The following is a 24,434-nucleotide window of genomic DNA, read 5'->3' on the forward strand; positions in this document are numbered from 1 at the left end:
GGACACCGTGACCGGAACGGGTCTGCTGGTCATCGGCGACGTGGTGACCGACGTCGTCGCACTTCACGGCGGGTCCGCCAGGAGCGGTCTGGCCGTCGGGACGGACACCGCCGCCGACATCGTGCTGCGCCCCGGCGGCTCGGGGGCCAACACCGCCTCCTGGGCCGCCCGGCTGGGCGCCGACGCGCGGATCCTGACCCGGGCGGGCTTCGACACCGCCGACTGGCACGCCGCCGAGCTGCGGCGGTTCGGGGTACGGCCGCACCTGCGGGTCGACCCCGACCGGCCCACCGCGGTGGTGATCGCGATGGTCGACGTGACCGGGGAGCGTTCCATGCTCACCAACCGGGGCGCGGGCGGGCACATCGGCACGGGCGACTGGGACGAGAGCCTGCTCGACGGGGTGGGTCATCTCCATCTGTCCGGTTACACCCTCTTCGCCGAGCCGGGGCTCCAGCTTTCCCGGCTGGCCATGGCGGAGGCGTCCCGGCGCGGCGTCTCGATCAGCGTCGACCCCGCCTCGACCGGTTTCCTGCGCTCGTTCGGCGTCGAGCGGTTCGTCCAGGAGACCCTGACCGCCCAGCTCATCATCCCCAACCTGGACGAGGCGCTGCTGCTCACCGGCGAGGCCACCGCCGAGGGGGCGGCCGAGAGCCTGAGCCTCCGCTACGGCGCGGCGGCGGTGAAGCTCGGATCCCGCGGCGCGCTGATGGCCAGGGGCGGAAAGTTGGCCGCCCGGGTTCCCGCGCTCACCACCGAGGTGGTTGACTCCATTGGAGCGGGGGACGCGTTCGCCGCCGGGCTGCTCACGGCCCTGCTGGGCGGGGCCGCCGACGAGGTCGCGCTGGACGCCGGACGCCGCGCCGGGGCGGAGGCCGTGACGGTCCTGGGCGGCCGTCCGCGTGTCCTTCCGTCTGATTTGGGTACTAAGGAGCTTTACCCTCTTAACACCAATTGATAGCTTGCGGCGTAAGCTGCACCATTAGCCACACGCGTCACTTTGGGGAGGTTACGGTCCGCCGATGGATGCCGAGTCATCGATCTGCCTGAGTGATCTGGTCCCGGCCCTGCGCTGGAGTCGTCCCCAGCAGGTCGCCGAAGCCCTCGCCGACCCCCGGCTGCCCGCCGGCTGGTGGTCGTCGGTCACCCTGCCCAAGGCCCTCGGCGCCGCGGGGCTCGACTGGGTCTGCGACAGGCTGGCCCGGCTCTCGCTGTCACGCTGGGACCACCTGCCGTTGAGCGACGTGCTGCCCGCGCTGCACGTCCACACGGTCGACCCCACCCTGCCCGGCTGGCCGGAGCCCGCGCGCTCGGCCATCGCCGGACTGGGCGGCTGGAACCGTCTGCGCCGCCTGACCGCGGGAGACCTGGGCGGGGCCGCGACCGGTCCCCCGGCGTCCTCCCCCGAGGCCGTGGTCACCGCCGTGTTCCGCGAGGTGCTCGGCCGCATCCCGGGGATCGCCGAGCACGCCGCGCCGGCCGCCGCCCACGCGCAGGTCCCGTTCCAGGAGCGGGTCCAGGACCCGGAGCAGGCGCCCGCGCCGCAGGTCCCCGCCCAGCCGTCGCCGCCGCAGCAGGAGCAGCGGCAGGCGCCGGCCCCCGAACCGGCCGTTCCCGAGCCGGCCGCGCCCAGCCCCCAGGCGCTCCTCAGCGACTACCCGTTGGTCCGCCTGGTCGACAACATGTTCCGCGACTGGAGCCCGCTGGAGCGCGCGGTCGCCGTCGAGCGGCTCTTCGCGGTCGACCCGATCAGCCTGCGCGCGCTCGCGCACAAGCTGAACGCCGACCGCGACTCGCTCTCGGCCGCCCAGCGCGCCGCCGAGGAGCGCATCCTGCTCTGGCTGCGCTCCTCGGAGTCCGCGCCGCTCACCGGGCACATGTTCGGGCTGACCGAGTGGCTGGGCTCCGCCGCCACCAAGGACCAGCTCATCGGCGCCGACCCCGCGCACCCGATCGAGGTCCCCACCCTGCGGACCCCGCTCTGGAGGGTGCTGGTCACGCTCATGCCCGACCGGCGGCTCCAGGACGACTGGCTCGTCGTGGGCGACCTGGGTGGCCTGCGCGAGCGGACCCGCCAGCTCCTGGCGGGCAAACCGATCGACAGCGACGTGCTCAGGCTCATGGAGCACCAGCTCGGCATCCGGTCCCACTCGGTCCAGGCCTGGCTGGACGCCCTCGCCGCGAGCGCGACGCAGGAGGCGGTCCCCCAGGAGACCACCGCCGAGGTCAGGCAGCTGCCGCGCCGTACCCCGGGGGCGAACGGCCACCACCACCGCGGCGGCCAGCCGATCCCGCAGGTGAACGCCGGGGCCATCGACCCCCGCGCCGCCCTGGCCACGCTGTCGGCCCTGGCGAGCGGCAACTCCAGGCCGCACCTGATCACCAGCCAGCGGGTCCCGATGCACCCGCCCGCGAGCCCGTCGTCCGACCCGACCCGCTGGCAGCGCATCGAGGTGACCAGCGACCACCTGCGGGGCGGCCCGGTGGCCGTGCCCGAGGGGTACGCCACCCAGCTGGGCATGCGTCCCGGCACGCTGCTGTCGGTCACCGGCCCCGGCGACAACGCGGTGGTCCTGGTCTGGCGGGACCACCCCGTCTTCGACTCCCTGCAGCCCGTCCTGATGCGCCTGAACGCCCGTCCGGGCGACCAGGTCTACGTCACCGTGGACGGCTACCGCCTCGACGCCCAGCTGCCCGCCTGACCTTCCGGCCGTCCCTCCCCCGAGTCCGTTCCCCGGGGGAGGGACGGGTGTGAGCACAGGAATCCGGTGAAGGCAGGCGGAGCCGGGCGAGCTTGATTCATTTATCTGAATCGGCGCTATGCTTGGGCCTCCCGAGGCCGGAATTGACAATGGGACCCGAGCTACAGGGGTCCCATTGTTCGTTTTCGTGTCAACAAAATCCCATTTCTCCTCTTCCGTCGGCGATTTTGACGACCAACCTCACAAATCAGTTGTCAGCTGTTGTCCGACGGCTGACACGAGAACAGGAATACGCAAGCTGTGGGGGACGGACCGGCGCAAGCGACCCGGACACGCAACAACACGAAGGACCTCAGGTTGGCGTGGGCCGGATCCGCGCTTTCCATGACCGCGTTCCGGACGCTCGGCGTCTCCTACCCGCTCATCGCCCTCGCGCTCACCGGCTCCCCCATGGCCGCCGGATGGGTGGGGTTCGCCTCGACCGTCCCCGGCCTCCTGCTGTACATCCCGGCCGGAGCCCTCATCGACCGCTTCAACCCGCGCCAGGTCATGCTGTGGACGGAGGCCGCCAGGGGGATCGCCGCGGCCGGCGTGTTCGTGGCCCTGCTCTGCGGGTCGGCCTCGCTGACCCAGCTGATGGTGGCCGCCGTCGCCGAGGGGGCGCTGTGGGTCCTGCACTCGCTGGCGGAGAACGCGCTGATCCCCTCGCTGGTCGGCCGCGACGGGCTCCGCCGCGCGCTCGCGCGAAGTGAGATGAGCTTCCACACCGCCGTGCTGGCGGGAAGGCCGCTGGGCGGATTCCTGCTGGGAATCGGGCAGGCGATACCGTCCGCCGTCAATACCGTGCTCTTCTTCCTCTCGTTCGGTTTCCTGCTGCGAATGGACGCGAGCGATGTCCGGCGGGACGCGCGCCCGCTGGTCAAAGTCGGCGACGGGCTGCGCGAGGTGGGCCGGCGGCCTTTCCTGCGCACCGCGATGGCGCTGACCGCCCTCACCAATCTGATGGTCAACGCGCTGACGATGGTCTTTCTCGCGAGCTCGGCGGAGCTGTCGCCGCTGGTCGTCGGGCTGGTGCTCGCGGGGGGCGGGCTGGGCGGGGTCCTGGGGTCCCTCGTCGTCCTGCGCGTCACGCCGCCGCCCTTCATGCTGTTCGCGCAGGTGTGGATCTGGGCGTTCGCGCTCTTCGTCGCCGCCTTCGGCGGGCATCCCGTCTTCTTCGCCCTGGCGACGCTGCTGACCGGGTGCAGCGGGGCCCTCAGCAACATCAGCATCAGGACGTTCGAGGCCCACGAGATCGGCCCGGACAAGATCGCGAGGGTGCTGAGCGTGTCCCGGCTCACCAGCCGCGTGGCGATATCGGTGGCGGCGCCACTCGGTGCCCTGCTCGTCACCTGCTTCGGCGGCGACGGGGCGACCGTGGTCCTCTTCGTCACCATGGTCGTGATCGCGATAGTCGTGACGGCCGTCCCCGCCCTGCGCGGCGGCCTGATGCCGGGCGGGGAGAGACGGGCCCACCCCTGAGACGCCCGGCCGGACGAGTCCCATCGGACGAGCCCGTTCAGACGACCCAGGTCAGGCGAGCCCGGTCAGGCGTTCCGCCTCCGCCGCCAGGTGGGCGGGGAGCGCGGGCGTCCTCGCCGCGACGGCCCGCCCGGCCAGCGCGGCCGCCGCCGCAGCGTCACCGGACAGCTCCTCGATCCTGGCGGCGTACAGCAGGACCGGGCCGTGGTCCGCCGCCTCGGCCAACACCGCCCCGATCTCGCGCTCCGCCTCGGGGAAGCGGCCCAGCGTGGCCAGCGCGAGCGCGTGGGCGGCCCGGGTGGACGGCCACTGCAGCGGCCGTACCCGGTCGAAATCCCTCAGCGCGGCCTCGGCCCGGCCGAGCCCGGCGAGGATCTCGCCCCGGGCGCGCAGCGCCTCGGTGAGGTTCCCCTCCCGGCCCAGGACGTCGTTGAGGACGTCGCGCGCCGCGTCGGGGTGGCCGTCGTACCAGAGCGCCCAGGCGAGCTCGGTCTGGATGTGCATGTCGTTGGGCACGCGGCGGATCGCCGAGTACAGCTCCCGCACCGCGGCCGAGGGGCGTGCCTGGGCCAGCCGCAGCCTGCCGATCCCGGCGAGCAGCCCGCCGACCGCCGAGGTCGCCCCCAGCGTCTCGAAGAGGACCGCGGCGGTGCGGTAGTGGGAGACGGCCTTCTCGAAGTCCTCCCGCCGGTGCGCGACGTTGCCGAGGAAGGACTCGATCTCCGCCCGCATCCTGGTGTTGTCGCCGCAGCGCTCCAGGGCCTCCTCGGCCTGCTTCGCGGCGAGCGCGAACTCCCCGTCGCGGAACGAGAGCTCGGCGGCCCGCAGGTAGTCGTCGGGGAAGGAGCGGCTCTCGGCAGGCACGACGAGGTGGTCGTTCTGGAGGATCGGCTGAATGAGGCGCTCGTGCGACAGCTCGCACCACCGCGTGCCCGCCTTGATGTCCTCGCGCAGGATGTGGCGGTCGACCAGTGCCCTGACCACCGCGTTCGGCATGCCCGCGGTGACGGTCTCCCCCTGGTAGACGACCTCGCGGGTGCCGAGCTCGGTGATGAAGCAGCGGCGCAGCCAGCTCCTGAGCTCGGCGACGTCCTCGCCGAGGTGGTCGCGGGCCACCTCGGCGATCATCCGTTCGGAGAAGGTGGTGAGCGAGCGGTCGGCGTTGGCGAACCTGCGGACGTGGTCGGAGGAGATGACCCGCACGTCCTCGGGCAGGGAACGCCACATGGCTGAGCACACCACCTGCAGCTGGACGGGCTCGACCACCTTGGCGTCGGCGACGACCTCCTCGCCGAGCGCCCGGCCGACCCGGATCATGCGCAGGTCGTCGACCAGGCCCCGCGCCGCGCCGGGGGCGAACGAGCGGCCGGTCCCCTCCAGCGGGCCCTCGGTCGCCCGGACCGCGGCGGCCGTGTCGAGGGCGGTCAGCGGGAAGCGGCTCCTGGCCATGCCCGCCAGCTTCGGCTCGTGGGGAAGGATCGCGGCGAGGTAGTCCTCCCGGATCGAGACGAGGAGGCGCAGGTTCGGGTCCTCGTCCAGCGCCTCGACGAGCTGGCCGATGAACCACTCGCGGTACGGCTGGCGGTGGGCGAAGTCCCCGAAGAGCTCCTCCGCCTGGTCGATCGCCGCCAGGGTGAGCACCGGGTCGCCGTACGGGTCCTGGCGCGGCGGGCGGCGGCTCAGGAACTCGCGGATCGTCAGCCCCGCCAGCCGGGTGGGCGTCTCCAGGGGGGCCCACGACGACAGCAGCGCGAACACGTGCGGGTTGTGCCGCGAGAGCGCGGCGGACGGGAAGGGCGAGCCGTGCGACACCCGGCCGATCGGCAGGACGTCGGTCCTGCCCGCGTCCAGCAGCGGGAGCACCCCGGCCTGGATCAGCGAGGTCTTGCCCACGCCGGACGGCCCGTACAGCACGGTGAGGCGCCCGGCCTGCCACAGGTCGGAGACCTCGCAGGCCTCCCTGTCGCGGCCGAAGAACCTGGAGCCGTCCTCGCGGCGGAAGGCCCGCAGGCCGACGTACGGCTGGCCGGCCGCGTCGGGCCGGTCGTGGCCGGGGGGCACCTCGGGGGTCACGTCGGGGGTCACGGCACCGGTCCCATCCGCCGGCGCAGCTCACGGCAGAACTCCTCCGCCGTCCCCCAGAAGATGGAGATCCGCCAGTCTTCGTAGTATCTGGCCAGCTGGCGCTGGACTTCCAGCACGTCCGCCTTCGTGCTGGCGAGCGAGGGGGCGAGCTGGACGCTCACGTGCCTGCGGCGGTTGATCCCGGGAACGGCCTTCAGCAACCCGTGGAAGAGCACGCGGAACGTCCAGTCCTGCAGGCTGTAGCCGATGAACAGCAGGGGTCTCCTGGTCAGCGCCGCGAGGATGGAGGTGGGCAGCATTCGCTGGCCGCCCGCGACGCCGTCGACCGCGAGGTTGGTGAGGAACTCCAGGTAGTCGTCCTCGGCCAGCACGATCGACGCCGGATCCTGCAGGCTGCCGTGCAGGTGGTAGATGAGCGGGGCCTCCGGCCCGGGGTTCCAGCCCGCCTCGCTGCTGAACAGGTCCTCGGCGTAGGCGAGCCCCTTGTTCCACGGGCAGATGGCCACGTTCGGCCTTTTCCCCACCGCTTCGAGCGAGCGCAGGATGAAGTCGTCGTAGTTCGTCGTCAGGTAAACCGGGAGCGGGAAGCTCGCGAGCAGGCCGTGCGGTTCGAGGGGGTCGAGGAAGTCGGGCGCGCCCCCGGCGTCGAGCTCGTCGCAGATCCGCCTCTTCACATACACCGAGTCGCCGTATCTCATCACCGCGAACTGCGTCACCCGGGGAAGGTCGTGGTCGTCGTCGAAGGGATAGTCCCAGCGGCGCGCCATGTCACGGCTCAGCGCCGTCCCCGTCGGCAGGGTGCTCGCGCACGCCCCCGACCCCAGGAAGGGCGTGCAGTCCCCGCTGTTCAACTGGTCGAGCAGGCGCTCCCACTCGGCCTCCCCCATATCGTGCACGCGGGGCACCACCTCACAGGCCGAAGGCCCGTCCGGAAAGCGGACCCGATGCCGAACGACTCTATTGCCGCGGTCAACCCCCGGTGGGCCGGATCCGAGCGCCTGACTCACCGATCGCCGGGAAACGGGCGAATGCTTCACGGTTATCTTTCTGTCGCAGTCTGCCCGGAACCACAAGGCGATCGCTCATATCGAGCTGTCGAAACCCGCGCTCGGCTCAAGGTCGGCGCCGTGCTCGAAAAGCTCTTTCAGCACCCTTCTGAGGGAGGCGCTGCCAACCTTCTCCAGGTCCCTGAACGACAGATCGGCGATGTCGACGGAGACCGCCGACGCCGCACCGTCATAATGCATTTGCGCTCCCTACTCGGCGAACCCGCCATCGGCCTGTTTTCGGTCATCCCAAACACGGTTCGGCGACGTTCCGCCGTACCAGTGGAATTCAAGATGCGCCCGCCATTTATTTGATTCTGTTATGCCCGGCTTCTCGAATCAAGCTCTAGGATGGCGGCAGAATCCTTCGGATTGGACAGGGTGGAGGCCATAGGTGGTGGAGCTTTCACACGCCGCGCACACCGTTCCCGAACGGCAGCCCGAGATCTGGGAGAAGGTCCCGCCCCGCAACAGAAACTTCACCGGGCGCGACGACCTCCTCCTCAAGCTCCGCCAGGGCATCAGCACCGTCACCGCCGTGGTCCCCCAGCCCCAGGCCCTGCAGGGGTGGGGCGGCGTCGGCAAGACCCACCTCGCCATCGAGTACGCCCACCGCTACCGCTCGCACTACGACCTCGTCTGGTGGATCCCCGCCGACCAGCGCGTGCTGGTGCCCTCCGCCCTGGCCGCGATGGCCCCCCACCTGGGCCTGCCGCCGGTGTCGGCCACCGGCGTCGAGGAGGCCGCCGACGCCGTGCGCAGGACCCTGCAGAGCGGCGACCCCTACCGCCGCTGGCTGCTGATCTTCGACAACGCCGAGGAGCCGGGGCAGGTCGAGGAGTTCATCCCGCGCGGGCCCGGCCACGTCCTGATCACCTCGCGCAACCCCAAGTGGGAGGACCACTTCGAGACCCTCCAGGTCGACGTCTTCACCCGCGAGGAGAGCGTGGCGTTCCTGAAGAAGCGCCTGCGCAGGGAGGTCCCCGACGAGGACGCCTCGCGGCTGGCCGAGCAGCTCGGCGACCTGCCGCTCGCCCTGGAGCAGGCCGGCGCGCTGCAGTACGAGACCGGCATGTCGGTCGACGAATACCTGGAGCAGCTGGAGGAGCAGGCGAGCCGACTGCTGGGCGCGAACCGGGCGCCGGGATACCCGCTGTCGATGACCGCGGCGTGGAAGGTGTCGGTGTCGCTCCTGGAGGACCGCCTCCCGGAGGCGATCACGGTCCTGCGGTGCTGCGCCTTCTTCGGGCCGGAGCCGATCCCGCGCGACGTGTTCCGCAAGGGCAACAAGGCCGTCGTCCCCCGGCTGAGCGCGATCCTGTCCGACCCCATCCTGCTCGCCACGGCGCTGAGCGAGCTCAGGCGGTTCGCCCTGGCCAGGATCGAGCCGGCGACCCGCACCATCCAGGTCCACCGCCTGGTCCAGGCGCTCCTGCGCGACGACCTGCCGGAGAAGGACCAGCGGGAGATCCGCCACGAGGTCCACGTGCTGCTCGCCGGCAGCGCCCCGCACGACCCCGACGACACCGACAGGTGGCGCGGCTTCGAGGAGCTGGTCGCCCACGTCGCCCCCTCCGGCCTGGAGGAGTGCACCGACCCGCGGGCCAGGTCGTTCGCGATGCGCATGGTCCGATACCTCTACCGGTCGGGCAACTACCAGTCGGCCCACTCGTTCATCACGAGCTTCATCGGGAGATGGACCGAGATCAGCGGCCCCGACCACCCGGACGTGCTCGTCGCGCACCGCCACCTCGGCAACATCCTGCGAGGTCTCGGGCAGTACGCCACGGCGTACGAGGTCGACCACGACACCCTCGACAAGATGAAGGAGATCCTCGGCCCCGAGCACGCCGAGACCCTCTCGACGATCAACGGCTACGCGGCCTCGCTGCGCGCCCGGGGCGACTTCCTCGCCGCGCGCACCCTGGACCAGGAGTCGCGGGCCACCTACCTGACCGGCCCGGACCCGACCTCGGCCCCCGCCCTGCGGGTGGCGTACAACCTGGCCCTCGACTACGCGCTGACCAGCGACTACGCGGAGGCGCGCAGGCTGCACCAGGAGACCTACCTCGCGCAGAGCGACGCGGTCGACGGGATCAGCAAGGGCACCCTGCTGCTGTCGTGGAACAGCCTGGCCAGGGCCGTGCGGCTCTGCGGCGACTACACCGAGGCCTGTGACCTGGGCGAGGAGGCCTACGCCTACGGCGTCCAGGAGCTGACCCTAGACCACCACTACACCCTGCTCGCCGCCAAGGACCTCTCCATCGCGAAGCGGCGGGCCGGGGAGCTCGCCGAGGCCCTGGAGCTCGCGCACGACACGCACACCCGCTTCCAGCGGCTGTTCGGGGACGGGCACCCCGACACCATGGCGGCCGCGATCAACCTCTCCAACGCCCTGCGCACGACCGGGAACCTCGACGAGGCGTTCGCGATCGCGGAGCGGACCGTCGCCCGCTACCCGGCGGTGTACGGCCTCGACCACCCCTACACCAACGCCTGCGTCGGCAACCTCGCGATCCTGCACCGCCTGCGCGGAGACGCCGCGACGGCCCGTGCCCTGAACGAGAAGGTCAGGGCGGGCCTGGTCACGAAGGTCAGCCGCGACCACCACTACTCGCTGAGCTGCGCCGTCAGCCTGCAGAGCGACCTCGCGGCCCTGGGAGAGAGCGACGAGGCCCGCCGGATCGGCGAGGACACCCTCGGGAGGATGCGTAGCCTCCTCGGCGAGAACCACTTCCTCAGCCTGGCCTGCGCCGCCAACCTCGCCCTCGACCTGCGGGCGGCGGGCGCGGAGAAGGAGGCCGAGATCCTGTACGCCGACACGATGCGGCGCTACGAACGGCCGCTGGAGATCGGCCATCCCGACGCCCGCTGCGCCGTCGAGGGCCGTCGCATCGACTGCGACTTCGACCCCCCGCCGATCTGACCGCCCCCCGGGGGTTCCCGCACCTCTCATGGCGCCGGTCGGCCTCACGACGTGCCCGCCCGGGAGTCCCCGCGCCTCATGAGGCACCGGCCGGCCTCGCGGCGTGCCGGCGGGAGTCCCACGCCTTCAGCCGGCGAGGCGCCGCGTGCCCGCGCCTCCCCCCCGCTCAGGAGTTCCTGCGCCGCCAGCTCGTGAGGTGCTGGCCGGCCTCGCGGCGTGCCTGCGCCGCCACCGCGAGGTCCACCGGCTCGTCCAGCCAGCGTTCCAGCGTGCCCCTCATCGCCTTCACGAACTCCTCGCCGCGCTCGTTCAGCCCCCCGCTGGACATGAGCGTGCCGGTGACGAGGTACGCCGCCTCCCGCCAGCGCGCGAACTCGACCTGACCGCGAAAGGCGCGGGCCCCCTGCTCCAGGCCGTGCTGGCGCCTCCAGAACCCCGCCACCCCGAGGTACGCGTACGCCCCCTGCAGCAGCCCGTTGACGGGGCGGGGGTCGCTCCGCCACGGCGCATAGTGCCGCCGCCCGTCCTCGGGCCGGGTCAGGTCGACCATGTCGGTGAGCGCCGTCAGCTTCGCGTGCTGGATCTCGTGGGCGAACGTCGCGGCCATCCCCAGGCCGTGCTGCGGCTCCGACAGGGCGACGGTCCCGAACGTCTCGCGGGAGGTGGCGCTGTTCTGCCCGAAGGCCGGCGCGTGGATGGGGGTGAGCACCGAGATGCCGGAGGTCAGCTCCGCGGCGACGGTCCAGTGCCGGGCGGTCAGGACGCGCCACGCGTCATGCAGGCACGACGCCCAGTGGCCCACCTGGGAGTCGCTCAGCCTCGGCTCGGTGACATGCCCGGCGGGCCACCGGTAGGGGTCCGCGTCGTCGACGACGAGGCTGAGGCCGGGCCCCACCGGCAGCCGGCGCAGGACCCGCCAGCCGGTCCCGTCGCGAAGCGGGTCGACGCGGACCGTCGAGCGGCCGAGGTCGAGCTCGGCCCCGTCCCCGTCCGCGTCCGGCCGCACGGTGACGTCGAGCACCCCGCGGACCCCGGCCGGCACGGTGAGGCTGCCGAGGGCCGGCAGGACGACGGTGTCCTCCTCGACGGCGAGACGGACCCGGCAGGCGATCCGGGCCCTGACCGCGATCGCGACGACGAGGGCGGCCAGCCTGCCGGGATCGTCCTTCGCCCCCGTGCCGGCCCTGAGCGAGAGGTACGTCCGCAGCGCCCACGCGCCCACGGCCGGGTGGCACAGCTCCGATTCGACCCGCTCCCTCTCGTGGGCCTCCATCTCGGCCAGGAGGTCGTAGGCGCGCGCCGAGAGGGCGGCGTGGGGGTGGCCGGCCTCCTCCGCCTCCAGGACGAGCGCGCGGACGAGGAGCCTGTTCTTGAGACCCTGCATCGCGCGCAGCTCGGCCATCGCCCCGGCCCCGCCCCCGCCCTTCGCGAGCGCGGAGAACGTCTCGTCGGACACCGGACGCGAGGTGAGCCTCATCCGCTTCCCTTCAGCCGGGCGACGTCGCGTACGAGCCGCGCGCGAATGTGGTCGATGAGCCGGTAGAGGTCGGGGCAGTAGACGGAGGGACCGAGGAATCCGCGCGCCTCGCTGTAGCGGTGCGGGTAGAGGCCGCCGCCGCAGACGGAACGGATGTCGCAGGCCTGGCACCCCGGCGCCAGCGCGAGCTCGCCGATCTGCCGGGCCACGATGGACGGGTGCCCGAGCACGGTGTCGAAGGAGTCGCGCAGGACGTGCAGCAGGGTCGCGGGGGCGCCGTGGTAGCTGGACTTGAGGATGTCCGACTGCTCGATGCTGCCGTCCGTCTCGACGACGACCATCCGCGCCGGGGAGAGCCCGATGGCCTCGGTACGGGAGGCGCGGCCGGTGAGCAGGCGGACGATCTCGTTGAAGAACCTGATCTCGGTCTCCTCGACCGCGGCCCCGTACCAGCGCTCGAAGATCGGCAGCATCCAGTCGGCGTACGGCGTGGCGTCCGAGCCGGGGTCGCGGAAGGGCGGCGGGGTGAGCCAGTTGCCGTGCGGCAGCAGGAAGTCGACCGCCGGCGGGTCGAACTCCAGGAGCGCCTCGTAGGTGGCCAGCGGGTCGTTGCGGACGTCGATCGTGCACAGGAGGCCGCTGAAGAGGTGGTGGAAGGGCCCGGCCGTCAGCCTCCGCAGCGAGGCGGCGACCCTGGCGTGGCTCCCCTGCCCTCCGGCGAAGAGCCTGTGCCGGTCGTGGGCCGCCTCGTAGCCGTCCAGGCTCACCCCGACCCGGATCTCCAGGCTGTCGAAGAGGCGCAGGTAGGCCTCGTCCAGGCGCAGCCCGTTGGTCTGCACGCCGACGTGGACGCGGGTCCCAACGTCGGCGGCCGCCCCCCTGATCGTGCGCACGGCGTGGGAGATGAGTTCCGGCCCGGCCAGGAGCGGTTCCCCGCCGTGGAGGATGACCTCCACCTCCGCCAGCTCGTGGGCGAGGGCGTGCTCCGCGATGCGCCGTGCCGTCCGCTGGACGATCGCCTCGGACATGCGCCGCGGCTGGGCCTTCCAGGACTGGTCCGCCATCTCGTAGATGTAGCAGTGGCGGCAGGCGAGGTCACATCTGCTGTGGATCTTCAGGATGAACTGCCGGAAGGCGAAAGGTCTCCATCCTGAAGCCAGCAGTGCGGCCACATCGAGTGTGGCCGGAAACACGTTTTCGGCCGGCAGAATTTTTAGTTCCGACTTCTCTGACAAATGCGGCACGCCTCTCTTGCGCCATTCCCATCTCGCACCACTTTGTGCCGTTAGTCAAGATTAAAACTCGTAAAGCTTGCTTCAGTCGCGCGTCACAGTCGTACAGTGCGACGCGTTCTTCCACTGCGAAGGGGATCACCCTCCATCTACCCTGTAGCAGGCTTTCGGGTATCCCACATAACACCGCGCCAAGGTGGAGGCTGATCAACGGTGCGCGATTGGCCGCCGACCCCGGACTCCGGCGGGCTCGCCGTCACCGGCCGCCGACCCGCCCCTTTTCTCCGGTTCGTCGCGGAGGCCTCCGGCGGGCACGATCTCGCATGCGAATATCGCTATATCACCGAAATGGCGGACTCCGCCCGGCGGGGCCGTCCGGAGCGCGTGCCATGGAAGACCCGCCACGGCCGCGAGAGCCGCCGGACGCGTCCACGGCCCCGGCGGCGTCGAGATCCCGCCGCACGGCGGAGGACCACCCGACCGAAGGGGGCGCGATGAAAGCGATCGATCTGCGCGAGCACCGGATTCCGGTGAAGGTGTTCTCGGAACTGGCCCGCGGCGGCGGGGGCGCCCCCGCGGTCGGCCGCCTCTCCGCCGCCCAGTACAGCAAGCACGTGCTTCTCGTACGCGGGGTGATGGAGACGGCCCGCGCGTCCGGCCACGCGGAGGCGGCCGCCGCGCGCCGCGCCTACGACCTGCTCGCCACCGTCCAGCGCCGCCACCCCGGCGCCGTCGACACCGTGCTGCGGCACTCGTCGGTGGGCGCCTGGGCGCGCCGGACGATCAGGATGCTCCACGCGGGCGACACCCGCGCGGCGCCGGGACAGCTCTCGGCGCTCGCCGCCGCGGCGGCGATCCACTCCCGTACGGCCTGCGACGTCGACGTGCCCGCGGTGGAGGGGGTGGTCACGCTGCCGTCGCTGGGGCAGGCGGTCCTGTCACCGGCCGTCTCCTGGGCCACGGTCGAGTGCGCCGCCGAGGGCGCCGAGGTCACCGCGGACCGGACGGTCGTCCGGGTCCCCGGCGACCCGCGCCTGGACGCGCCGGGGTGGCGGGGCCTGCGCTCGCTGTCCGCCGAGGCGGGCGGCATCCCGCTCCGCCTGGTCGTCGACGACCTCGACCCCTACCGGATGCCGGAGACGGCCAACATCGGCGGCCGGCTCGGCGGGGCCGAGATCGAGCGCTGGCAATCGACGCTGCGCGCGGCCTGGGACCTGCTGGTGCGCCACCACCGGACCGTGGCCGAGGAGGTGTCCACGGCGATCACGGTCCTCACCCCGCTGGTCGCGCCGCCCAGGGGCCTGGCGAGCTCGTCGTCACGGGAGACCTTCGGCTGCGTGGCCCTGTCGGCCCCGCCGGACGCGTCCTCGCTCGCGGTCACGCTGACGCACGAGACACAGCACGCGAAGCTCTCGGCCCTGCTCGACCTCGTCCCCCTCACCCTCCCCGACGACGGGGCCCGCCACTACGCGCCCTGGCGCGACGACCCCCGCCCCGTGCCGGGGCTGCTCCAGGGGGCGTACGCCTTCCTGGGCGTGACGGGCTTCTGGCGGCGCCAGCGCGCCCTGGAGTCGGGGGAGACCGCCCTGCGCGCGAGCGCGGAGTTCTTCCGGTGGCGCGAGGCCTCGCGCCTCGTCACCGGCACCCTCCTCGGCAGCGGGCGGCTCACCCCCGCCGGTGAGAGTTTCGCGGCCGGGATGGCGCGGCGCCTCGACGACTGGGCGCTGGAGAGCGTGCCCGCCCGCGCGCGGGCCCTGGGCCGCGAGCGCGCGGACGAGCACCGCGCGCGCTGGCTGGAACGCAACGGCTAGCGCCCGGAGCGCGGCCTCCGATCCAGCGGGTGCCACGAGCCGTCCGATCCAGGAGACGGTCCGGCGGGGCGCGGAGCACGACGGCCGACGCCCGGGGCACGGGCGGCGCGGGCGTCTCAGACGGTCCGGCGGGACACGACGCGCGACGGGCGGCGCCCGGGGCGCGGCGTTCGCGCGGTCACAGGGCGGGCGGGTCGAAGTCGAAGTCGAGCCGCTCGCTCCTCAGCGCGACCTTCGTGTCGGGATGGTCGTCGCCGAGCACCCGCCGGTAGCGCTCGAAGGTGTCGGCCTCCAGCAGCCCCGCCTCCTCCCCGGCGCCCTCCGCGCGCAGGTCGATGACCAGGTTGTTCGCGCCGGCCAGGGTGAGGGGGTGGTCCACCCCCAGGAGTTCCCGCAGCTGGCCGAGGGTCTCCTGACCCAGCTCCCTGGCCCGCAGGACGTCTCCCCTGGCGGCGAGGTCGCTGGCGAGGTTGATCGCGCAGGTGAGCGAGTAGTGGTGCTCGCGGCCGAGCGTGCGGTCGAAACCCTCCAGGGATTTCCGGTCGTACCGGTTGGCGTCCTCGATCTCCCCGTTGACCCGCAGGAGCAGCGCCAGGTTCATGTCGCAGCCGAACGTGAAGGGGTGCTCGTCGCCGTACCTGCGCGGGTAGCGGGCCGCGGTGTCGCGGAGCAGCTCCAGCGCCTCGGCGATCTCCCCCCTGGTGCGCTGGGCGTTGGCCAGGCACAGGGCCGCGGCGAGCGTGTCGTGGTGGTCGCGGCCGAAGATGCGGTCCTGGCGCTCGTACGTCCGCTGGGCGATCTCGAACGCCTCGTCGACGAGCCCCGCCCTGCGCTTGGCGATGGACAGGTCCTTGGCCACCCGCAGCGTCCACGGATGGTCGGGCCCCAGCTCCTGCACCCCGAACTCGTAGGCGTCCTCGCCGAGGTCGCAGGCCTCGGAGTAGTCGCCCCTGAGCCTGACGATGCGGGCCAGGCCGTTTCGTGAGGCCAGCATGACCAGCGAACTCGACCTGGAGACCGAGGAGTGCTGCTTCGTGTAGAGCACCTTCTGCAGCTCGAACGCCTGCCGGTAGTCGCCGAGCAGCATGTAGTCGACGGAGAGGTTGTTCATCGCGCGCAGCGTCCGGCGGTGGTCGGGGCCGAACGCCTCCTCGTGCCGGCGCAGCGACTCCCTGTCGTGCTCCAGCGCGGCCGCGAAGTCTCCGCGCATCCTCATGTCAGCGCCGTGGCTGTTGACGAGCAGGAGGGTCTCCTCGTGGTCGTGCCCGAGGACCGCCCGCATCCGGGCCAGGGTGTCGCGGTTGAGCTCGAAGGAGGCCCGGTAGTCGCCGAACTCCCGCAGGACGATGCCGAGGTGCCGCTGCGCGGAGAGCACGTCCCGGTCGTCGGGGCCGCTGTCCTCCCGCCACCTCCGGATGAAGCTCCCCACGAGGTCGACGGCCGACTGGTAGTTGCCCGACGAGTAGAGGTAGCGGACGACGTCGAGGGCGAACCGGCGGATGCGGGGATCCCGGCTCTCCTCCACCAGGGAGGGCCGCACGTGACTGAGCAGCTCGCCGTACCGTGGCCAGGAGCCGTTGTCGTCGGGCAGACCGGGCGTCGCCGCCGCCAGCAGGAGATGGACCTCCCTGCGGAAGGACAGGTGGTCCTCCTCGCTCAGCTCGTCACGCAGGAGCGCCTGGACCAGCCGGTGCACCTGGATGGTCCGGTTCTCGGAGTCGATCCGCACGAGGGCGTAGCGCCCCAGCTCCCTGATGGCCTTGCTCAGCAGGATCGGGTCGGCGAGGAGCGGGCCGAGACGCGACTCCGGCACGAACTCCGCGGGAAGGATCCCGAAGACGTCGCGGGGGATCGGGTCGGGGCCGAAGAAGGCGCAGCAGCGCAGGAGCTTCACGGCCTCGGGCAGCTTCGACTTGAGCTGGGACACCGACAGCGACCACGCCGCGGTCATGGACAGCGGGTAGTCGGACGCCTTGTTGGCGTCGAGCAGCTGGACGGTCTGCTCCTCCAGCAGGTGGAGGTACTGGCCGACGGACATCCCCGTCTCGGTCTGCAGGGCTCCCGCCTGCTCCAGGGCGAGCGGCAGGTCGCCGAGCTGCTCGGCCAGCCGGTTCCTGTCGTCGGGGGTGGTCGACCTCGGCACGCGCTTGCTGAGGAACGCGATGCTCTCCGCCCGGGTGAAGACGTCGACGGGCAGGGTGTCGACCACGCTCTGCCAGGCGTGGTTGCGCGAGGTGATCAGGACGTGTCCCGGGCCTCGCGGGACGATCTCGTTGATGTCCTCGGGCTGCTCGGCGTTGTCGAAGACGAGCAGCCACCGGGAGTACGGCTCGCCGCGGCGCAGGGCGTCGAGCACGGCCCTGGAGGCCTCCTCCACCCCCATCGTGGCCGAGGAGGCCACGCCCAGGTGCGGGGCGAGCGCGGCCAGCGACGAGCGCACCAGGATGGGCTGGTCGGCGGGGATCCACCAGACCAGGTCGTACTCGTGCCGGAAGCGGTGGGCGTACTCGATCGCGACGTGGGTCTTGCCGACGCCGCCGAAACCGTGGAGGGCGTGCGGCACCACTGCGGTGACCTCGGAGGTGACCCCGGTGTGCAGCTTGTCGAGGAGATCTTCGCGCCCGGTGAAATTCTTGTTCTGCTGCGGGACCTTGCCCCAGATCCGGGGCTGGCGTCCCGGTGGCCGGGGAATTCCCGAAGGCCCTGAAATGGACACGCGACCGCCTCCACTCGCCCGATTGTCGTCCAGCCTAGACTCCCGGCCGGAGCGGATGCATGGACGGGAAAGTCAGACTCTCATGGCGGCATACCAAACGAAGGATAAGACGTGAATCATTTTCTATCTTTGTGATGCCAAGATAACCGGATACGCTGGGTTAGAAGTGCTCGGTGAAGGTGGAAAGATGATGGTGTAAGTGGTGCGCGCGGCGCGAGTGGCTCGCGTGAACCGGGCCACGGGCAGGGGAGTCCGCATGGGCGAGGAAGTCGTCGCAGACGAGGTCGATTCCATCGGGAGCAATCTCATCGACGTTACCGGGCTGAGTTTGAGCGACCTTGATCACATAGATAGTCCCCACCTTAAACGCGCATTAAGGCGGATACTCGAGGACGATAGTGCCGGACCGGCCGCCGGATTCACATCGGCCATATGAAAGATCTTGACTTTCGCGCAGTCATGACGGGAAATAGAGTCCTATAAGGGACTGTTTCCTGATGACCAGGGTGGCCCATGGACGATGTCGACTGGGAACGTCTGATCGACCAGCTCGGCAGGGGCGACTGCGCCCCTTTCCTCGGAGCGGGAGCCTGTGCCGGCACCCTTCCCACCGGCACCGTCCTCAGCAACCGGTACGCCCTCCGCTACGGCTACCCGTTCGCCGACGCCGGCGACCTGGCCCGCGTGATGCAGTACGGCGAGGCCGTGGTGCGCGACCCGGTCGACCTCAAGGAGACGGTCTGCGGCCACCTGCGCTCGCACGGGCGGCCTCCGGCGGGCGATCCCGGGGAGCCGCACCGGCTGCTCGCCGGTTTCCCGGTGACGACCTTCCTCACGACGAACTACGACGACTTCCTGGCCGGGGCGTTGCGGGCGGAGGGCAAGGAGCCCCACGTGGCCGTCTCCCCCTGGTGGGACACCGACCCGGCCGCGGCCCCCGTCCTGCCGGAGCCGACGGTGCGGCGGCCCGTCGTCTACCACCTGCACGGCAGCTGGGCGGAGCCCGCGTCGCTGGTGCTCACCGAGGCCGACTACCTGACGTACCTCGTCAACATGGTGGACGCCGTCGCGACCGACGGGCGGCATCCGCTGCCGACCCCGATCCTGCGGGCGATGACCACCCGGCCGCTGCTGTTCGTGGGCTACAGCCTGCAGGACTGGACGTTCCGGGTGCTGTTCCACGGCCTGGTGCGCAACACGCCCCGCAGCAACAAGCGGCGGCACGTGAGCGTGCAGCTCATGCCCGAGGTCAACGGGGCGGCGGGCGACGCCCGGGGCGCCGAGGAGAAGGCCAGGCGCTACATCACCCACTATCTCGACCGCTGGAACATCTCGATCTTCCTGGGGACCGCCTCGGAGTTCTGCGCGGAGCTCCGGCGGAGAATGGGACGGACGTCATGACGACCGCGACCCGCGACGGCGACGGGACCATCCGGCCGTACGTGGGACTGCGCCCCTACGACCGGAGCGAGCACGCGCTGTTCTTCGGGCGGGAGCGCGAGGCCCGCGACATCGCCACCATCTGGCAGGCCACGGGCCTCACCGTGCTGTTCGGGGCGTCGGGGGTGGGCAAGACGTCCCTGCTGCACGCGGGCGTCCTGCCGCGCGTCGAGCCCGAGCGCGCCGACGTCCTGCCCATCGCCCGCGTGTCGCCCCGGGGCATCACCTCGCTGCGCCCGAGGGTGACCGGCAACCCCTACGTGCTGGCGCTGCTGTCGGCCTGGGCGCCCGAGCGGCCGCTGCCCGCGCTCGCCGGGATGACGGTCTCGGACTTCCTCGCCGAACGCCCGGAACGCCTCGACCGGTACGGCGACCCCGTGCCTGTCCTGGTCGCCGTCGACCAGGCGGAGGAGCTGTTCGGCGGCCCGCTCGACCGGGAGGAGGAACGCCACGGGCTCCTGCGCCAGCTGGCGAGGGCGGTGGAGGACCACGACGGCCTCCACCTGCTGCTGTCGCTGCGCGAGGAGTACCTGGCCTCCGTGCTGCCGCACGAGCGCCCGCTGGGCCGGGGCTCGCGGGCCCGGTTCCAGCTGCCGCCGCTCAGCCGCGCCGCGGCGCTCGACGCCACCACGAGGCCGCTCGGGGGCACCGGCCGGTCCTTCGCCCCCGGTGCCGCCGAACGGCTCGTCGACGACCTGCGCACCGTCCCGATCTCCAACGACGAGGGACAGACCACCACGCTGACCCTGAACACGGTGGAGCCGGTCCAGCTGCAGGTCGTCTGCTCCGCGCTGTGGGAGTCGCTGCCCCCCGGCCTCCGGGAGATCAGCGTGGAGCACGTGAACCTGCACGTGAACGTCGACCGCTTCCTCACCGGCTTCTGCGACCGGATGCTCGCGCGCGTCTCGGCCGAGTCCGGTGTCACGTCGAGCGAGATCCGCTCCTGGCTGCGCAGGACCTTCGTCACCGAGCACGGGACGCGCAACACCGTCTACGAGGGCCTGCACGAGACGGCCGGCATGCCGAACGCCGTCGCCAAGGCGCTGGAGGACTCCCACATCCTGCGGGGCGAGCACCGGCTCGGGATCCGCTGGTACGAGCTGCAGCACGACCGCCTCATCGGCTCGGTGCGCCAGGCGCGGCACCCGGCGGCCTACCTCGGCGACGCGCGGCTCGCCCTGGCCGGGCACAACTGGGAGACGGCCCGCGGGCTCGCGGAGGAGGCCGTCCGCGCCTCGGGGAGCGGCGAGACCTGGGTGAGCGCCGAGGCCCTGCTGATCCTGGGAGAGGTGGCGGCGGCGGGGGGCGAGGCGGAGACCGCGCTGGGCCGCTTCGAGGAGGCGGCGGGCATGTTCGCGACGCTCCAGCGGTTCAACGGGGTGGCCTCCGCGCTGACCGGCGAGGGACGGCTCTGGCTGTCGCAGGGACACTACGACAGGGCGGTCGACCGGCTGCGCGCCGCGCTCTCCTGGGTTCCCAACGACCTGCCCGCGCACCTGGCGCTCGGGCAGGCCCTGTGGCACCTGGGGCAGCCGCGCGCCGCCCTCGCCCTGCTCAACGGGGCCGTGGCGCTCGCGGACGAGCCTCCCGCCGAGGCGCTCGCGCTGCGCGGCGAGATCCTGGCCGACCTCGGGAAGGCCGCGGAGGCCCTGCGCGACCTGGATCTCGTACGCAGGCACCAGCGGCCGGGCACGATCGCCGCCAGGGCGCTGGCCCTCGCCCTGGAGCGGCGGTTCGACGCCGCCCGCCAGGAGATCCTCGACGCGCTCGCCGAGGAGTCCGACAGCGGTCCCGTCCTGGTGCGGGCCGCGCGCGTCCACGCCCTGCTGGGAGGGGCCGCGGCGTCGGAGGGGCTCGCCTCGCGGGCGCTCGGCGCGGTCACTCCTGGGCTTCCGCCGCATCTGCGGAAGCAGGCGGAGGAGCTCCTGCGGAGGACGGCGTGACCTCGTCGCGCCTCGCCGCCTCCCACATGTGGTCGAACTGGTTCAGCCAGTAGGCGAACCAGCGCTCGTCGCGCCCCCGGGTCAGCTCCAGGTGCATGCGCGAGGAGGTCGACGCGTTGTGGAAACCGTGGATCTCCACGATGACCCGGCCCCTGGGGGTCTCCGGGTCGACGAGCACGAGACTGAATCCCGGGTTGTAGGAAAGCAGGCGGTATTCGAACTCGCCCGCCGTTCTCCATTCGCTCATCAGCCGGAGGCGTTCCATCGTGCTGTCCAGCGCGGCGGGGAGCCGCTGGACGGGAAACTCGATCGAATCGTCCAGCTGCCTCGCGGTCAGCCGCACCGCCGCCTTCTCCAGGGGGTCGAGAACGACGATCCTGACGTTTCCCCTCTCCCGGGCGAGCACGGTGTTGCGCATGAGCTCGCAGGTCTGCGCCGACAGCAGGTTGACCGCGGACGGCGCGAACACGCGCACGTCGCGCGCCTGCGCGAGCAGCGACGACAGCGGCACCACGTCGTACACGGAACGGTCGTGCAGCAGGCCCGCGTGCGGCTCGGCGAGCTCCTCGGGCAGGGTGAGCCGGTAGAGGAGCAGCCCGAGCCCGGAGAACAGGACGGCCCATCTGAGGTTCTCGTCCAGCGTGTCGCTGAAAATCGAGAGAAACGCGAAGGCGAATACGACGACCGTGAGGGCGTACGCGTCGATATGCTGCCGGGCCTTGAGATCCGTGCCGATTCTCCGTAGCCAACGCACACCGACCCCCAGCTCTTCGGGCGCTGTCGAGAACAGCTATGCCCATTGTCCGGGGTGGAATCTCGTAATGCTCGATCTCGTGAATTCCGGTCGGCCGGGCCCTCCCTTTCGGAAAGGCCCGGCATCCGTGCTCCCGGCCTCCGGCCTGCCCGCTCGGCCCGGCTTGACCTGTGCCCGCCCTGCCCGCCCTGCCCGTTCGGACCGCTCGGACCGCTCGGACCGCTCGGACCGCTCGGACCGGTGGTCTGCTAGACGGCGGCCGGCTGGCGGCGGCGCTGCCAGAGGGTGTCGACGGCGAGGGCCCCGCCGCCGCTGAAGGCGACGGCCAGGGTGCCCGCGGCGAGCGCGAGGACGAACTCGTAACCGCCCTCCCCCGCCGAGAAGCCGTTGGCGAGGTGGACGAAGAAGATGGCGCCGAGCATGTCGAGCACGAGCAGGAGGCCGAACACGGGCAGGGCCGCGCCCAGGATGAGGGCGATGCCGCCGACGACCTCCAGGACGGCGACCGCCGGTGCGGCGACGGCCGCGAGCGGGATACCCGAGGACTCGAAGAACGCGGTGGTCTGGGCCAGTCCCATCGTCAGGAACTTCTGCGCGCCGTGGACCAGGAAGATCACGCCGAGGGCGATCCTCGCCAGCAACAGGGCGTAGGGCCGTACCTGGTCAAGCATGATGACTCCTCTTGTCATTCGAATTTGTACCAAAACCATAGCGGTTAGTTCAAATTTGAACAAGCCGTACAATGTTCCGGTGAGCGACACGAAATGGCTCAATGAGAGCGAGATGGCCGCGTGGGTGGCCTATGTGGCCGCGACGCACCTTCTGGAGCGCCGTGTCGAAGACCAGCTGAAAACCGACTCGGGCCTGACCCACGCCCAGTACGAGATCCTGGCGAAGCTCTCCCAGGAGCCCGGCGGGCAGATGCGGATGACCGAGCTGGCCAACCGGCTGATCGTGTCGAAGAGCGGCCTCACCTACCAGATCGGGCAGCTGGAGCGGAGGGGGCTCGTCACGCGGGCGGCGTGCCCGTCGGACGAACGGGGCGTGCTGGCCGTGCTCACCGAGGAGGGCGTGCGCTGCCTGGAGCGGACCGCGCCGGGACACGTGGCCGTCGTGCGCGCCTTCCTGATCGACCGGCTCACCCCCGAGGAGGTCGAGACGATGCGGCAGATCATGACGAAGGCCACCGCGGCCATGGAGGCGGCGCCGGCGGGCCCGCTGCGGGCCCGCCCGCCGGGCAAAAGCCCAGGGTAACGCGCGGGAAGTGCCCGCAGGACCGGTTCTCCCCTTCCGCCACGCGGTCGCGGGGAAGACGGAAGAATCCGGTACGGCTCGCGCGGGGGGCATACCGCGCGAGCCGTACCGGATCACGGCCGCACCGCCGGGTCAGGCGGCGGTGCAGCTGACCGAGGAGGGCGCGCCGTTGCTCCCGGACCAGTTACCGGTGAACCCGAAGGTTGCCGAGGCGCCCGGGGAGAGGTTGCCGTTGTGGGAGACGTTCCGCACCGAGACGCTCGCGCCGCTCTGGGTGTGCTGGCCGTTCCAGAGCTGGGTGACGGTCTGGTTGCCGGGGAAGGACCAGCGCACCGTCCAGCCCGTGACGGCCGCGGTGCCGCTGCTCCGCACGCTCACCTCGGCCTGGAAGCCGCCCTGCCAGGAGCCGACCAGCTTGTAGGCGGCCGTGCAGGCCCTGCCCACGCCCGGGGTCGGGGTGGGCGTCGGGTTCGGGGTCGGGGTCACGGTGGGCGTCGGGGTGGGTGTGGGGTTCGGGCCGGGCGGGGCCGCCATGGCCAGGTCGTAGGCGCGCTGCGGGACGAACTGCCCGGCCCCGGCGATGCAGCCGTCGGCCTCGCCCGGCAGTTTGATCCACAGGAAGGCGTCGATCGCCGCGTCGCCGGTGACGTTGGTGCTCGGCGTGCCGATCGCCCGGCCGCCCGGGTCGCACCACTCGCTGCCCTGCGGGCCGTTGCCGTTGCGGCTGGTGTCGATCACCGCGCGCAGCCGGGAGACGCCGGTGGCGGAGATGATGTTCTTGGCGTACGCGATCTCGGTGGAGCTCCACCGGTAGTTGGAGACGTTCAGGGCGATGCCGTCCGCGCTGTTCGCCACGTCCGCGGCGTTCAGGCGGGAGGCGGCCTCCGAGGGCGACAGCCATCCCGAGTGCCCGATGTCGAAATAGACCCTGGCCGAGGACGAGGCGGCCCTCAGCTTCTTGCCCGCGTACGCCATGGAGGCGTTGGTCTCCTGCTGCTGGGAGGAGTTCATGCAGTTGGTCATGATCGGGAGCACGTCGGGCTCCAGGACGATCGTCGCCGGACGTCCCTGGAGACCGGCCGCCAGCTCGTCGATCCACTGCCGGTAGACGGTGTGGTTGGGCGCGCCGCCCGTGCTGGCGCCGCTGCAGTCGCGGTTGGGGATGTTGTAGACGACGAGGATCGGGATCTTGCCCGCTGCCGCCGCCGCCCCGACGAACGACGACACCTGGCCGCGTACGGCGGAGGTGTTGGTGGTGGTGAACCACCGGGCCTGCGGCACGGCGGCGATCCGGTCGCGGATGACCGGGGTCCTGGAGTCTCCGGGATTGGCCGCGACCCACCTGGCGGCGCTGGTCTCCGGGTCGACGTAGAAGGGTGAGTCGGCGGCGGACGCGCCGGAGGCGACGGCGACCGCGGCACCTGACACGATCACCAGAGCCGCGCAGAGCGTGGCCAGGATCGATCTTCTTGGCATGGATCGGCTCCTTAAAGGAGGTGTGGGAGCGCTCCCACCATAGGTGTCACA

19 protein-coding genes are annotated in these 24,434 nt (G+C 71.6%); 9 read left to right on the plus strand and 10 right to left on the minus strand.

Annotated features, from left to right (window positions below; genetic code table 11):
* Positions 1-7 precede the first annotated feature (7 nt).
* From ABT053_RS02420 to ABT053_RS02430, 3 genes are all read left to right on the plus strand, one after another.
* Positions 8-958, plus strand: a complete 951-nt coding sequence (locus ABT053_RS02420) for a carbohydrate kinase family protein (protein ID WP_350967014.1) — start codon at positions 8-10, stop codon at positions 956-958.
* Between the two features lie 64 nt (positions 959-1,022).
* Positions 1,023-2,702, plus strand: a complete 1,680-nt coding sequence (locus tag ABT053_RS02425; protein WP_350967015.1) for a hypothetical protein — start codon at positions 1,023-1,025, stop codon at positions 2,700-2,702.
* A 300-nt stretch (positions 2,703-3,002) separates the two neighbouring features.
* Entirely contained in the window at positions 3,003-4,223 is a 1,221-nt protein-coding gene (locus ABT053_RS02430; RefSeq protein WP_350967016.1) for an MFS transporter, read from the plus strand.
* Positions 4,224-4,274: 51 nt separating this feature from the next.
* Here the strand turns inward: ABT053_RS02430 and ABT053_RS02435 are convergent, their stop codons facing one another.
* The 3 genes from ABT053_RS02435 to ABT053_RS02445 form a co-directional block, all read right to left on the minus strand.
* Positions 4,275-6,308 (minus strand): tetratricopeptide repeat protein, encoded by a 2,034-nt coding sequence (locus tag ABT053_RS02435; protein ID WP_350967017.1) that lies wholly within the window; start codon positions 6,306-6,308, stop codon positions 4,275-4,277.
* A complete protein-coding gene (locus tag ABT053_RS02440) occupies positions 6,305-7,195 on the minus strand; it encodes an SIR2 family NAD-dependent protein deacylase (protein WP_350967106.1) in 891 nt (296 codons plus the stop codon). Before ABT053_RS02440 ends, ABT053_RS02435 begins: the two co-directional genes overlap by 4 nt.
* Positions 7,196-7,390: 195 nt before the next feature.
* A complete protein-coding gene (locus tag ABT053_RS02445) occupies positions 7,391-7,555 on the minus strand; it encodes an FxSxx-COOH-like cyclophane-containing RiPP peptide (RefSeq protein WP_350967018.1) in 165 nt (54 codons plus the stop codon).
* 193 nt (positions 7,556-7,748) lie between these two features.
* On the opposite strand from ABT053_RS02445, the gene fxsT (ABT053_RS02450) reads away from it, so the two are divergent.
* Positions 7,749-10,280, plus strand: coding sequence for an FxSxx-COOH system tetratricopeptide repeat protein (gene fxsT / locus ABT053_RS02450; protein ID WP_350967019.1), 2,532 nt, complete (start codon positions 7,749-7,751; stop codon positions 10,278-10,280).
* 166 nt (positions 10,281-10,446) lie between these two features.
* On the opposite strand, the gene ABT053_RS02455 is transcribed toward fxsT (ABT053_RS02450), so the two are convergent.
* Both ABT053_RS02455 and ABT053_RS02460 read right to left on the minus strand, forming a co-directional pair.
* On the minus strand, positions 10,447-11,757 hold the full coding sequence (locus ABT053_RS02455; RefSeq protein WP_350967020.1) for an HEXXH motif domain-containing protein: 1,311 nt from the start codon (positions 11,755-11,757) through the stop codon (positions 10,447-10,449).
* Positions 11,754-12,929: an FxsB family cyclophane-forming radical SAM/SPASM peptide maturase gene (locus tag ABT053_RS02460; protein ID WP_350967021.1), complete on the minus strand. Its 1,176-nt coding sequence runs from the start codon at positions 12,927-12,929 to the stop codon at positions 11,754-11,756. The genes ABT053_RS02455 and ABT053_RS02460 overlap by 4 nt, the downstream gene beginning before the upstream one ends.
* Positions 12,930-13,483: 554 nt before the next feature.
* Between ABT053_RS02460 and ABT053_RS02465 the strand changes: the two genes are divergently transcribed.
* On the plus strand, positions 13,484-14,800 hold the full coding sequence (locus tag ABT053_RS02465) for an HEXXH motif domain-containing protein (RefSeq protein ID WP_350967022.1): 1,317 nt from the start codon (positions 13,484-13,486) through the stop codon (positions 14,798-14,800).
* Between the two features lie 178 nt (positions 14,801-14,978).
* Here ABT053_RS02465 and fxsT (ABT053_RS02470) read toward each other — a convergent pair whose 3' ends face one another.
* The gene (gene fxsT / locus ABT053_RS02470) at positions 14,979-17,516 is read right to left on the minus strand and encodes an FxSxx-COOH system tetratricopeptide repeat protein (protein ID WP_350967023.1); all 2,538 of its coding nucleotides are present in this window, start codon (positions 17,514-17,516) and stop codon (positions 14,979-14,981) included.
* A 160-nt stretch (positions 17,517-17,676) separates the two neighbouring features.
* Positions 17,677-17,862 carry a hypothetical protein gene (locus ABT053_RS02475; protein ID WP_350967110.1) on the minus strand — a complete coding sequence of 62 codons (186 nt, stop codon included), beginning with the start codon at positions 17,860-17,862 and terminating at the stop codon, positions 17,677-17,679.
* Here ABT053_RS02475 and fxsA point away from each other — a divergent pair.
* The 3 genes from fxsA (at position 17,773) to ABT053_RS02490 (ending at position 20,899) form a co-directional block, all read left to right on the plus strand.
* The gene (gene fxsA / locus ABT053_RS02480; RefSeq protein WP_350967024.1) at positions 17,773-17,952 is read left to right on the plus strand and encodes an FxSxx-COOH cyclophane-containing RiPP peptide; all 180 of its coding nucleotides are present in this window, start codon (positions 17,773-17,775) and stop codon (positions 17,950-17,952) included. The genes ABT053_RS02475 and fxsA overlap by 90 nt on opposite strands.
* A gap of 77 nt (positions 17,953-18,029) precedes the next feature.
* The gene (locus ABT053_RS02485; protein WP_350967025.1) at positions 18,030-18,917 is read left to right on the plus strand and encodes an SIR2 family NAD-dependent protein deacylase; all 888 of its coding nucleotides are present in this window, start codon (positions 18,030-18,032) and stop codon (positions 18,915-18,917) included.
* The gene (locus ABT053_RS02490; RefSeq protein ID WP_350967026.1) at positions 18,914-20,899 is read left to right on the plus strand and encodes an nSTAND1 domain-containing NTPase; all 1,986 of its coding nucleotides are present in this window, start codon (positions 18,914-18,916) and stop codon (positions 20,897-20,899) included. Before ABT053_RS02485 ends, ABT053_RS02490 begins: the two co-directional genes overlap by 4 nt.
* Here ABT053_RS02490 and ABT053_RS02495 read toward each other — a convergent pair.
* Both ABT053_RS02495 and ABT053_RS02500 read right to left on the minus strand, forming a co-directional pair.
* Positions 20,835-21,653, minus strand: coding sequence for a hypothetical protein (locus tag ABT053_RS02495; RefSeq protein WP_350967027.1), 819 nt, complete (start codon positions 21,651-21,653; stop codon positions 20,835-20,837). The genes ABT053_RS02490 and ABT053_RS02495 overlap by 65 nt on opposite strands.
* A gap of 248 nt (positions 21,654-21,901) precedes the next feature.
* Positions 21,902-22,324, minus strand: coding sequence for a DoxX family protein (locus ABT053_RS02500; RefSeq protein ID WP_350967028.1), 423 nt, complete (start codon positions 22,322-22,324; stop codon positions 21,902-21,904).
* A 79-nt stretch (positions 22,325-22,403) separates the two neighbouring features.
* On the opposite strand from ABT053_RS02500, the gene ABT053_RS02505 reads away from it, so the two are divergent.
* A complete protein-coding gene (locus ABT053_RS02505) occupies positions 22,404-22,907 on the plus strand; it encodes a MarR family winged helix-turn-helix transcriptional regulator (protein ID WP_350967029.1) in 504 nt (167 codons plus the stop codon).
* A 132-nt stretch (positions 22,908-23,039) separates the two neighbouring features.
* Here ABT053_RS02505 and ABT053_RS02510 read toward each other — a convergent pair whose 3' ends face one another.
* Complete coding sequence (locus ABT053_RS02510; RefSeq protein ID WP_350967030.1) at positions 23,040-24,383, minus strand: glycoside hydrolase family 6 protein; 1,344 nt, start codon at positions 24,381-24,383, stop codon at positions 23,040-23,042.
* Positions 24,384-24,434: the final 51 nt, after the last annotated feature.

It is taken from the genome of Streptosporangium sp. NPDC002524 (assembly GCF_040295985.1).
Taxonomy (GTDB): domain Bacteria; phylum Actinomycetota; class Actinomycetes; order Streptosporangiales; family Streptosporangiaceae; genus Streptosporangium.